Source organism: Psychrobacter sp. UBA3068 (assembly GCF_002366815.1).
Taxonomy (GTDB): Bacteria; Pseudomonadota; Gammaproteobacteria; order Pseudomonadales; family Moraxellaceae; genus Psychrobacter; species Psychrobacter namhaensis.
In genome coordinates, this window is sequence record NZ_DFBY01000010.1 from 1 (window position 1) to 11,618 (window position 11,618).

An 11,618-nucleotide genomic window follows, 5' to 3' on the forward strand; every position below is an offset into this window, starting at 1 on the left:
CAACTTATGGGGGTCGGTTCAATCGTTAATCACGATAATCCCTTTTTTATGACAGGTGATATTTACTCAATGTCTTTTTGTTCACTCGTTTCTTGTGTAACGTCTGCCTGTTCGGTATCGCTATTGTCAGTATCATCGGATTCACTAAGATCGGACTCAATGAGTTTTTCATCATTAAGTTGATAGTCATACCAATTGCCCATCACGCCAGCTAGCTCATCAAGACCTTCTTTTCTTAAGGCTGAAAACAACTGAATGGTGCAGTTTAAGCCCAACTTTTTGAGTCTTTTACGGGTATTGAGAAGTGCGTTTTTGGACGCACCGTATTTAAGCTTATCCGCTTTCGTCAGTAAAATGTGGACTGGCAGATCGCCGTCTTTGGCCCAATGCAGCATTTGCTCATCAAAAAACTTGAGCGGATGGCGAATATCCGTCATCAGTACCAACCCTGCAAGGCTTGAGCGTGAAACCAAGTATTCTTCTAGCTCAACCTGCCATTCTTTTTTCATCTCAAGCGGCACAGCCGCATAACCGTAACCCGGCAAATCCACCAAACGTCTATTGGTATCGCCAATACTAAAAAAGTTAATCATCTGCGTCCGGCCAGGTGTTTTGGAGGAGCGCGCCAATTGACGTTGATTGGTCAAGGCATTGATAGCCGAGGATTTGCCAGCGTTTGAACGACCAGCAAAAGCAACCTCTAATCCCACATCAGGCGGACAAAGACGAAAGGTAGGCGCTGACGTCATAAACTCAGTTTGCTGAATTTTTTGACGGGATTTGGTGTTGAACAATGCATGTTCGGCGGCAACATCTGTAAACGGGGTACTCATAAATGGCTCATTAATCTTCAAGAAATTGGATACGGTTGTAAAAGTCTAGCTAGCTGGTTATTAAGGTAATGCGATGGATAAAAAGCCGGTAGACAACAAAACGAAAAGGAGTGACTCGTTATAATGATAGGGCGCATTAGTCACAAGAGCAGCCATGTAAAATTAGTGACCATTCTATACTATTACCTGTCTTACTTATTGAAATAACTGTGATTAACGGCATATAAATAATAGGATAACATTAAAATGAGGCGGTCATACGCAAAGTTATGGTGCTCATCAGAGGGTTACTAAAACCAAACTTTATTTATCTACCTTTACATGACATAAATTGTTACAATGTTTGCTAAACACCGTTTAATGGAATGGTTGATTAAACGGATGACACACCAAAAGGAGGTGTTCTATGTTTTCAATCACCACACGTTTTCGCCAGAGTTTTCGTGCTTTATTAGGTAGCGGTGCGGTATTACTGTTCAGTAGTGCCATGATGACCAGCGCTGGTGCTGCTGATATTGCAACCACCTATGATAACTCATGTGCCGCCTGTCACGATAGTGGCGCACTAAATGCCATTAAAAAAGGCGACAGTGCGAAATGGCAACAACTTATAAAGCAAAAGCGCATGCCAACCCTGATCAACTCAGTAAAAAACGGGATGCCACAAATGCCCGCTGGCGGTCTTTGTAATAACTGTAGTGATGATGATTATCGCAAGCTGATTGAATATATGAGCAAATAGCTCGCTTGCGAATACATTAAACCGTATAAATAAAGCGCTGGGTTATAGACCTTTGGCGCTTTTTGTTTTTAGGGCGCGTTTTCGCTCATCGTTAGAAAAACTGGTGGATGCGATGATTAAGTAGGCAAATACTACAAAGTCTTGCTATAATAATCGAAAATAAACCCTGATGTTAGTAAGTACTTTCAGACTGCTTGTGTGCAAGACCTAAAAATATATGCCTGCCTCGCTCATAAAAGGGCAGTTTATACTGGGTATCTTATCAGTACAATCACTCTAAATAATGCTTACGCCGAGCTAGTAGGATTTGTATCAATGAAAAAGTTAATCGCTGCTGCCAGCTTATGCGTTGCAAGTTTCAGCGTACAAGCTGCTATTATTGTTCCTGAGTACGACGTCAATGCTGGTAAGCAAATTGCAGAAACTGTTTGTGCTGCTTGTCATGGTGTGAACGGTGTCAGTGTTGTTCCTGCACAGCCTAATTTAGGTGGCCAAAACGTAAAGTACCTTTACAAACAGTTGGTCGATTTTAAAGCAGGCTACCGCAAAAACGGTATTATGCAATCACAAGTTGCCAATTTATCTCAGCAAGACTTGGCCAATGTGGCAGGTTATTATGCTAACCAAGCGCCTTGGGGTGTCGGTTTCGGCAATCCTGCGACCACTCAAGAAGCCACTAAGCTGTTCTTAGGTGGTGATAAGTCACGCGACGTTATTGGTTGTGCAGGCTGTCATGGCCCTGAGGCTGATGGTAATGAGTGGGCCGCGTTTCCACGTTTAGGTGGTCAGCATGCACAATATATTTCCACTCAGTTAAAACTGTTCCGTGCCGCTGGTCGTGTAGATGATATCGACAGTGATGAGCAAAAGCGTGTCAATGACGCAGCGAAAGAAGGCGAGATGGGCATGATGCAAACTGTAGCGTCGAGATTATCAGATCGTGATATTCGTATCTTGTCAGACTACATAAGCGCCATTCACTAATTCATTAGTGTATGGTGTGAATATAAGGCATTTCTTAAGTAAAATGGCTAAGAGCCTTGTCGTATATTCATCACTATTTAGTTATTAAACCCCGTTTTCGGGGTTTTTTTATAACTGTTTGTCCCTCATATTACAGAGACCCATTTAGCTATAAAAATAAAACCACTGACAGATGCTAATTATGGCTTTGTATGATGGTACATTATTGTTATTCACTTTAGATCGTTTGGATTTAGCTTATGATGATCCGTTATGCTTCTTATTTTATTGCAGCCCTGCTTCCGTTACTGCTGTTTCGTTGGTTTGCCCCTGCGTCCATTGGTGAGATCGATTTTTGGCTACTGTGGCTAGTGGCTATGGTGCTGGTGTCGTTGCCAGTCGTGTATGCAGAAATAGCCTTAGCCTATCGTAGTGTCGATGCGCCATTTGCAGGGATGCAAAAGCTGACTCGTGAAGCAGATGCCAGCCCAGCATGGCGTAGCTTTGGTTGGCTAGCGGCATTGGTCTCTATCATTATTGCAGCGTTAGTTATCTCTGGTGCTAGCACAGGTATCTTGGCGGCATTGACTGAGCTTAATAGCGCCCCTGCCGTACCCAGCTTTGCGATCGCGGCGGGTTTGATGGTGATTGCTGTCTTGTTGAGTTTGCTTGGCGTTGCACCCTTACCGATAGGGTTAGGGCTGATGGTCATAGGGCTGTTGCTGGGCGTGGCAAATGGCTTACCTAACATTGATTTTGCCATGACTGATATCAGCTTAACTGAGTGGGCGCGTGCCGTCGCGCTCGCGTTGGTCAGTGTCGGTGCCGGTACGGGCTTATACTGGTTCGGTCAAAATTTAGTGACCAAACAGGTGGTCACAGCGGTAGATACCAACAATCATAATGCGCAAACGCCTACCAGTAAACAGGCGAAAAATATGTATCGCGCGACCAAATTGGTACGACCGATCTGGATATTGCAGTTGCTCGTTGGGGGTGTTGCTTTGTTGATGAGTGGCATGTCATTACCACCGATCGGACAGCTGCTATATTGGGTAGGGGTACTGTTTGTGGTCAGCTACTTGCTACATTATAGTACCCAGCAATTGGCGCATAAGTTTGGATTATTGGTCAGTCTGATATTAACTTTTGTATTAGCGCTAGTCTTAGTCGTTGCCATTCCGACCACATGGCTGGTTGGAATTTTGGTCATTATCAGTAGTGTGGCGGTATTATTGTTATCGATTTTTGCGGGTTGGCAGATGAAAATCAGTCATTTGCGCAAGTCGTTAAACTTTGGCAATGAAGCGTTTTATAATTTATGGCGGGTAGCGATCCGTTTGGTCGTGCCATTAGCCCTGTTATTAGCCTTGATAGGTTGGGTGATGCAGTGGGTAAGCTAACGGCTGATGACAGAAACATAGATAATAATAGTGCTGCGCCTCAGTCTGGGAAAGATGCTCTTATGACCGTGTATTTGGCGTACGCTGAAGATGCCCAGCGTCAGCACTATGTAGCCCTACTAGTCAGCGCGGGCACCAGTTTGTATGAGGCGCTTATGCAAGCAGGCTGGTTAGCAAAGTTTCCAGAGTTGGCAAGGTGGTGTGAAGACGTGCTAGATATTGCTACGCCGACTGCTAAGCGCTGGCATGTAGGAATTTACGCCCAAAAGCAGCCGCTTAGCTATCGTCTGCAGCCTTTTGATCGTATCGAAGTGTATCGCAGCTTAAGCGCTGATCCCATGTCTCAGCGCAAGAGCAAATCGCGTGGTTAAGTCAGTAACTCTTAAAGCCCGTTGAGCAGTTAATAGTCTTAATTTTAATTACGAAGCTGGCAGGCTCTCTATACCTTCGATGCGATTGACCAGACCCTGATCATCAAAGTAGATAATTAAATGCTGGCTGGCATTTTTGACGTCTTTGATACCTTGGCGGCGACCTTCTGTACCGGCTTGATAGTCGTAAATGTAGTCCCAACGCTTAGGCGCAAGCGTGTCTTTAATGGCTGGACTACCAAGGAGGTAAAGAACTTGGTTTTGATTCATACCCACTTGCAGCTTTTGCGCTTGCGTTTGAGTAATAGCAGTGCCTTGTGGCAAATCAATCTTATAAACACTCAGTAATGAGCAGCCAGACATAGCGACAGCAGCGCTAAGTACACTGGTGATGGCAATCTTGCGTAATGCACTTGTAGGGCTTGACGGACGAAAAGTTAATGTCTTTATCATGGTAAGATGACTCATAAGAAATGAATTAGGCGCGGCCAGTGTTATTTGGTGCGAGTGTGACCGACAATCTTGGACAAATGATACGTCATTTACTTGCAATTTCCTACCACTTACGACATTATTTACCAAACGCTACCTGAGCTGTTGGGTTAATTATATTTTAAATTCATAGACTTGCACTGAGAATACTTAACAAAATGACACCCTAGAAATTTACTTAGGTCAAGCGAGTCTAGGGCGGTTAAAACACTTATATTTAATAAAAAATAATCGCGAATTATTGTTTATCTCATATTTTTGGTTCTTTATTTGCTAAGACTGTCACAGTCAGAAGGGATATTATGGCTTCTTTTACCAATCAAGATTTACGTAAAGCAGGATTGAAGGTTACGTTACCTCGTATCAAGATTTTAGAGCTGCTTGAGAGCGCTGAGCTGCATCATATGAGTGCAGAAGAGATTTATAAGGCGCTGATTGAACAAGGCGAGGATGTGGGCTTAGCGACTGTTTACCGTGTGCTCACGCAGTTTGAGCAAGCAGGAATCGTCGAACGCCACAACTTTGAAAACAATTTGTCAGTATTTGAGATTACTCAAGAAGGACATCATGATCACTTGGTTTGTGATGTGTGTGGCAAGATTATAGAGTTTCACAACGAAGTGATCGAGGAGGAGCAGCTTAAAGTAGCAGAAAAGCATGGCTTTAAGTTGTCAGGTCACTCGTTGGTGCTCTATGGTATTTGTGATGACCAAGAATGTAGGGACAGCATAAAAAAATAGTCGCTGCAGAGTTTATAGTGTTGGGGCAAACGGGATTATTGTATTCTAATAACGTTTTTCCTCTACTATACTGGTGTTTAAAACAGAAAAAGCCCTCGTTATGACAATGAGGGCTTTTTTGTGGCGGCACTTTTTATACAGTCATAACTCACTGACGGCAGGTTTAAAAAAATAGAAAGATCTACCTGATATCCAGCGATAAGCCATCGGCCCCTTCATCGAGATTGGCGGCACCGTTTTTGCTACTAAGCTTGATTTTGAGACGTAAGTCGTTAGGAGAGTCAGCATGGAGAATGGCTTCTTTATAAGTGATCTCTCCTTGCTCATATAAGTCCAAGAGGGCTTGGTCAAAGGTCTGCATACCGCTATCCCGTGAGCGCGTCATGACATCTTTGATTTCATGAACCTCGCCTTTACGGATATAATCACTAATCAGTTGTGAGTTTAATAAAATCTCAATGGCGGCACGGCGACCTTTGCCGTCAGGTGTTGGAATGAGCTGCTGAGCAATAATGGCTTGTAGGTTCAGTGATAAGTCCATAAATAGCTGATTATGGCGACTGGTTTCAAAAAAGTGAATAATACGGTCAATCGCTTGGTTAGCGTTGTTGGCGTGCAGAGTGGCAAAGACCAAATGCCCTGTTTCTGCATATTGAATGGCGTAGCTCATCACCTCGCGGTTACGAATCTCACCAATTAAGATCACGTCCGGTGCTTGGCGTAAGGTGTTTTTTAGTCCTGCTTCAAATGAGTGGGTATCGATACCCACTTCACGCTGGGTAATAATACAGCCGCGATGCTTATGGACAAACTCGATAGGATCTTCGATGGTGATAATGTGACCGTGAGAGTTTTGGTTGCGATGCCCTATCATGGCAGCCAGGGTGGTGGATTTACCCGTACCCGTGGCCCCAACCAATAAAATAATGCCGCGTTTTTTCATGGCCAGCTCTTTTAGTGCTGGTGGTAAACGCAGCTCCTCGACGGTCGGAATTTTATTCTCAATTTTTCGTAAAATCATCCCTGCCATATCACGCTGTATAAAAGCACTGACCCGAAAGCGTGCCTGTTGTGCCTCATCAGCAATGGCAAACTGACACTCATTTGTCTCTTCAAACTCTTGTTGTTGGCTTGGCGTCATCACCCCTTTCACCAATCTCATGGTCTGCTCAGCAGTCAAAGGCGTTTTGCCCACTGGCAGAATCTTGCCATTGATTTTCATAGAGGGGGCAACGTCAGCGGTAATAAAAAGATCTGAGCCATTTTTATTAATCATTAATTGCAATAGTTTATCAATGTCCATATCGTACCTGTGCTCGATGTAAATCGATTAAAAAATATAAAATCATGCGTTAAAGATCGCTAATAATGACCAATAGAAAAAAGGGCTGTCGTGGCATTCACTCTTACATCAATAACGACATATGAGTGCCGATTAAGAATACTACATAAAGGCTTCTGGCTGTTTGGCATAAGGGCGGGCAACGTCTTTACTGATGGTGCCTTTGGCCACTAGGTTCTTAAGCGTTTGATCTAGGGTAATCATGCCGTCGCCTGCTCCCGTTTGGATAGCAGAGTACATTTGGGCAATTTTATTCTCCCGTATCAAATTACGAATAGCGGGTGTGCCAAGCATGATTTCATGAGCGGCAACACGTCCCCCTGTTTGCCGGCGGAGGAGCGTTTGAGAAACAACAGCTTGCAGTGACTCTGAGAGCATCGCCCGAATCATGTCTTTTTCGGCGGCGGGAAACACGTCGATGACACGGTCAATCGTTTTAGCTGCTGAGCTGGTGTGGAGGGTGCCAAATACCAAGTGTCCAGTTTCGGCCGCAGTCAAGGCCAAACGAATGGTTTCAAGGTCGCGAAGCTCACCAACCAAAATCACATCGGGATCCTCACGTAGGGCTGAGCGCAATGCAGGCTCGAAGCCTAAGGTGTCGCGGTGAACTTCACGCTGGTTAATCAGGCTTTTTTTGGACTCATGGACAAATTCAATCGGATCTTCGATGGTTAAAATGTGCTCTTTACGGTTTTCATTAATGTAGTCAATCATAGCAGCCAGCGTGGTTGACTTACCTGAGCCTGTTGGGCCGGTGACTAGCACCACGCCACGTTTAAAATCCGAGACGCGTTTGAAGACATCGCCCATACCCAAGTCTTCCATAGTCAAAACTTTGGAAGGAATGGTACGAAATACAGCGCCCGCGCCACGGTTTTGATTAAAGGCGTTTACCCGAAAGCGCGCTAAATTAGGAATCTCGAAAGAAAAATCCGTTTCAAAGAACTCTTCAAAATCAGCGCGCTGCCGATCATTCATGATGTCATAAATAAGCTGATGAACCATTTGATGCGTCATTGGCGGCATGTTGATTCGGGTCATTTCACCGTCGGCGCGAATCATTGCTGGCATACCAGCCGAAATATGTAAGTCTGATGCTTTATGTTTAACGGTAAAGCGCAGCAAGTCTTCGATACTTAAACTGTTTTTTTCAGCCATAATCGGATATTCCTATCAATCAATAAGGGTAAGACAAAAGAGTATAAAAGTGTGTGGTTGCCAATCGATAGTTGCCCGTGAGTAGGCCAATTACTTTAATAAAGGACAAAAGAAGCTTTTTACCCTTATCATGGTATTCAGTAGCATGGGTCAAACCATGTAACAATATAATAACAAGACTATTGGTATTTAACCATCTACACGATTAATAAAATGTAAAATTAGTCCTTCTTAAACTTACTTTATATATGAACTACGATCGATGTTTTCGAAGCCTAGATTTTTTAAGCGATGTTCTGTTAGCGAAATCTGAGGGGGCTGCTATCGCAGCTTTACTTTAAAACCGAGACCGTAGCTGCAATCATCAAAATATCAATTTTATGTCGAACTGAATTTAATAAAAAATAGTTGAAAAAACCAATAATAGCTGACTGAAATGAATCAATTAATTATCCTTGTGAGTGGTGTATGAAAGATATTGAAAACAGTATGAATAGCCAAAGCCTTATTGAGAACTGGCAACAAGTTAGCAGGCAAATGACGCAGGCTTGTGAACACAGTAACAGGCAGGCTGAGGACGTTACGTTGTTGGCAGTCTCCAAAACTAAGCCTGCCGGTATGATTGCTACGTTAGCTCAACAAGGACAAGTGCATTTTGGTGAAAACTACCTGCAAGAAGCCATCGAAAAAATTGAGACGTTAAAAGAGCGGCCTGAATGTGCAGGGATAGTGTGGCACTATATCGGTAGTATCCAGCGCAATAAGACCCGCGATATTGCGGAGCATTTTGACTGGGTACAAACGGTTGAGCGTGACATTATTGCCAAGCGTCTAAATGATCAGCGCCCAGCAGAAATGCCACCACTAAACGTACTGATTCAAGTCAATATTGATAATGAAGCAAGTAAATCCGGTTGTTTGCCAGAGCAGTTACCTGAGTTGATAACCACCATCAAAGGGTATGAGCGACTGCAACTGCGCGGTTTGATGATTATTCCTGCTAAGACAGATACCAATGCGTTTGCTCGAACTCAGCAGTTATTTGACGCGATAAAGCAAAGCCATCCGCAGCTCAATGGTTGGGATACGCTAAGTATGGGTATGAGTGGTGATATGGAGGAGGCGATAGCTAAAGGCTCGACGATGGTGCGGGTCGGGACAGCAATCTTTGGTGAGCGTCATTAATTATTAGCTGTAGATTATGGTAACCATTATCAAACCTTCTAAGCAGAGCCGCAGTCGTTAATCGCCTGCACGCTCGCTGTTTTTCTTTTATCAGTGCGGGTTTTTGTGAACGGTCACCGGTCACGTTTTTTCTTGAGCGCGCCGAAACTGGCAATTAACAGATCCCGCAACGCATGGACAGGGTTTACTTGGCTATGGCTTTGCCATTGAATCCATTCGAGCGCCAATAAACAGAGCGTCAGCCAGATGGTGCCTGCGAGATAGCCCGCAATAACATCACTTGGGAAGTGGGCGCCTAGATAAATTCGGCTCGTTCCAATGAGCACAATAATTATGCTAAAAAATATGAAAGCCAAGATTTTGACCAATTTTTTTTGGGTGCTTCGTACAATCCAGTAAATGACGAACCCGTAAAAAACAAGCGATCCCATCGAATGGCCGCTTGGGAAACTAAAGCCAATGGCATCGACTGCTTCATTGATAGACGGACGCTCTCTTTCATAGAGTTGTTTTAATAACCACGTCAACGCCCCATTGCCTCCTACGGCGATAAGAAAGAAAAGCGCGCCCCATTTATCTTTGGCTTTAAACCAAAGCCATAACAATATGAGTACCGTTAAGGTGGTCAAAAACCAGACCGACCCAAGCTCGGTGATTAAAACGTAAACCGCATCAAGGGTGGGCGTTTCTATAGCGGCAAAAAGACGAATGATACTATTGTCAAAGTGTCTCAACTCATTTTCCAGCAGTTCTTCTGCCAGTTCAGAAAATAGCCAAATGGAAAGACTGGCTATTCCTAAACCAACGATCAAAATGGTAGCCAAAAAGCCCACTTTTTTATTTTCTACGTCCATAATGTGTTTGCCTTTTCAATAAACCCATCATTATTAAAATGGGCACACAAAAAATCCCACATTAACATTTTTTAAGTATGGATGCAGAAAGGCGTCACTTTGATCAATCAGCATACAGCCTTTGTAAAAAGTTAATTCGCCTTTATAGATAATGGGGAAGTCATAAATAGGCAGGTCTTACACCGTATCTTCAAACTTAGTCACTAGCAACTGGGTGATTTTGAGATTGTCGGTCGCGATAATTTCAAATCGATAATTGGCATACTCGATAGTATCGGTTTTCTTTGGAATTTTGCGTAGCATGTACATCATAAAGCCACTGATGGTTTCATAGTTTTGACTGCGTGGTAGATTGACGATGTCCAAAGCGCGAACCACGTCTTCAATTGGGGTCATACCATCGATTAGCCAAGAGTTATCAGTACGCTGGACGATAGCCTGCTCTTCCATGGTCACAAGCTCACCCATGACGATGCTCATTACATCCTTAAGAGTGATAACCCCAACGACTAGCCCGTACTCATTAACGATAACTGCAAAATCCGCCCCCGTGGATTTGAACATCTCTAACACTTCAAATAAAGACAAGGTATCAGGGACGAAGAGTGCAGGCTTGAGTAAGGCTTTGTCGGTTAAGCTCACTTCTTGCTGGTTCAGAACCAACGCTAAAAAACTGCGCGACTCTACATAACCAATGATGTGCTCCAAGTCATCATCATGACAGACCAAGAACTTGTTATGTGGCTGTTCAATCATGACCTCGACGACGGCTTCGGTGCTGGTCTGGGTATCGAAATATACGATATTTTCGCGTGGATTCATCACCGAGGTTACCGTACGTTCTTGCATATCAAAGATGTTTTCTATCAGGTGATGCTCCTGTTTTTTGAGCACGCCCGCTTCGGCACCTGCGTCCATGACGGCATAAATGTCTTCTGGCGTCATATCGTCTTGACGTATGGTTGAGATGCCAAACAGCTTAAAGAGGACATTGGCGGCGCCATCAAACACCCAAATCACAGGTTTAAATAGGAAAATCAACAGCATCATCGGGCGTACGAGTCGCACAGCGATAGTTTCAGTATTTGACATGGCCAAACGTCTGGGCATCAAATCGGCGAGTAGGGAAAATGAGCTGGTGATCACTACGAATGATATAACGGAGGACACAGCTTCATTATTAACCAAGCGCTGTAGATAAGGGCTGATGGCTGACTCACCCACAGCCCCCGCAGAAATAGCCACTGCATTTAAAACGACTTGCACGACTGTGATAAAACTACCAGGATGCTCCTGCATTTTTAGCACATCAAATGCCCGAACATCTCCTTCTTTTGCCATGATTTGCAGCTTAATTTTGCGCCCTGCTGCGATGGCAATCTCAGCAGCAGAGACAAAAGCACTTAGGGCAAGCAATAAAAGAAGGAAGATACTAGCGGTTAGCAAACTCATGACAGACTCGGTAAAAAGTATAGGGATTAAAAGTAATAATAGTTGAAGTTAAAAGTGGTGAAGCTAAAAGAAATGGGGTAGAG

12 protein-coding genes are annotated in these 11,618 nt (G+C 43.9%); 6 read left to right on the forward strand and 6 right to left on the reverse strand.

The features are described from left to right. Positions 1-62: 62 nt before the first annotated feature. The gene (yihA, locus tag B2P60_RS01860; protein ID WP_230709960.1) at positions 63-833 is read right to left on the reverse strand and encodes a ribosome biogenesis GTP-binding protein YihA/YsxC; all 771 of its coding nucleotides are present in this window, start codon (positions 831-833) and stop codon (positions 63-65) included. Between the two features lie 406 nt (positions 834-1,239). Between yihA and B2P60_RS01865 the strand changes: the two genes are divergently transcribed. The 4 genes from B2P60_RS01865 (at position 1,240) to B2P60_RS01880 (ending at position 4,312) form a co-directional block, all read left to right on the forward strand. Then, the gene (locus B2P60_RS01865; RefSeq protein ID WP_193005762.1) at positions 1,240-1,575 is read left to right on the forward strand and encodes a c-type cytochrome; all 336 of its coding nucleotides are present in this window, start codon (positions 1,240-1,242) and stop codon (positions 1,573-1,575) included. Between the two features lie 315 nt (positions 1,576-1,890). Further along, positions 1,891-2,559: a c-type cytochrome gene (locus B2P60_RS01870; RefSeq protein ID WP_230709963.1), complete on the forward strand. Its 669-nt coding sequence runs from the start codon at positions 1,891-1,893 to the stop codon at positions 2,557-2,559. A 239-nt stretch (positions 2,560-2,798) separates the two neighbouring features. After that, positions 2,799-3,941 (forward strand): hypothetical protein, encoded by a 1,143-nt coding sequence (locus B2P60_RS01875; RefSeq protein ID WP_286739131.1) that lies wholly within the window; start codon positions 2,799-2,801, stop codon positions 3,939-3,941. Next, on the forward strand, positions 3,929-4,312 hold the full coding sequence (locus B2P60_RS01880) for an RnfH family protein (RefSeq protein ID WP_286739132.1): 384 nt from the start codon (positions 3,929-3,931) through the stop codon (positions 4,310-4,312). Before B2P60_RS01875 ends, B2P60_RS01880 begins: the two co-directional genes overlap by 13 nt. 48 nt (positions 4,313-4,360) lie before the next feature. Here the strand turns inward: B2P60_RS01880 and B2P60_RS01885 are convergent, their stop codons facing one another. After that, on the reverse strand, positions 4,361-4,780 hold the full coding sequence (locus B2P60_RS01885; protein ID WP_198334257.1) for an outer membrane protein assembly factor BamE: 420 nt from the start codon (positions 4,778-4,780) through the stop codon (positions 4,361-4,363). Between the two features lie 326 nt (positions 4,781-5,106). On the opposite strand from B2P60_RS01885, the gene fur reads away from it, so the two are divergent. Continuing rightward, a complete protein-coding gene (fur, locus tag B2P60_RS01890; RefSeq protein WP_193005758.1) occupies positions 5,107-5,544 on the forward strand; it encodes a ferric iron uptake transcriptional regulator in 438 nt (145 codons plus the stop codon). A 181-nt stretch (positions 5,545-5,725) separates the two neighbouring features. Here the strand turns inward: fur and B2P60_RS01895 are convergent, their stop codons facing one another. Further along, a complete protein-coding gene (locus B2P60_RS01895) occupies positions 5,726-6,847 on the reverse strand; it encodes a PilT/PilU family type 4a pilus ATPase (RefSeq protein ID WP_198334256.1) in 1,122 nt (373 codons plus the stop codon). Positions 6,848-6,988: 141 nt separating this feature from the next. After that, entirely contained in the window at positions 6,989-8,044 is a 1,056-nt protein-coding gene (locus tag B2P60_RS01900) for a type IV pilus twitching motility protein PilT (RefSeq protein WP_198334255.1), read from the reverse strand. Positions 8,045-8,512: 468 nt separating this feature from the next. Here B2P60_RS01900 and B2P60_RS01905 point away from each other — a divergent pair, with 468 nt between their 5' ends. Next, positions 8,513-9,229 (forward strand): YggS family pyridoxal phosphate-dependent enzyme, encoded by a 717-nt coding sequence (locus B2P60_RS01905; RefSeq protein ID WP_286739134.1) that lies wholly within the window; start codon positions 8,513-8,515, stop codon positions 9,227-9,229. A gap of 113 nt (positions 9,230-9,342) precedes the next feature. Here the strand turns inward: B2P60_RS01905 and B2P60_RS01910 are convergent, their stop codons facing one another. Next, on the reverse strand, positions 9,343-10,083 hold the full coding sequence (locus tag B2P60_RS01910; RefSeq protein WP_286739136.1) for a phosphatase PAP2 family protein: 741 nt from the start codon (positions 10,081-10,083) through the stop codon (positions 9,343-9,345). 177 nt (positions 10,084-10,260) lie between these two features. Next, positions 10,261-11,535 carry a hemolysin family protein gene (locus tag B2P60_RS01915; protein WP_193006860.1) on the reverse strand — a complete coding sequence of 425 codons (1,275 nt, stop codon included), beginning with the start codon at positions 11,533-11,535 and terminating at the stop codon, positions 10,261-10,263. Positions 11,536-11,618 lie beyond the last annotated feature (83 nt).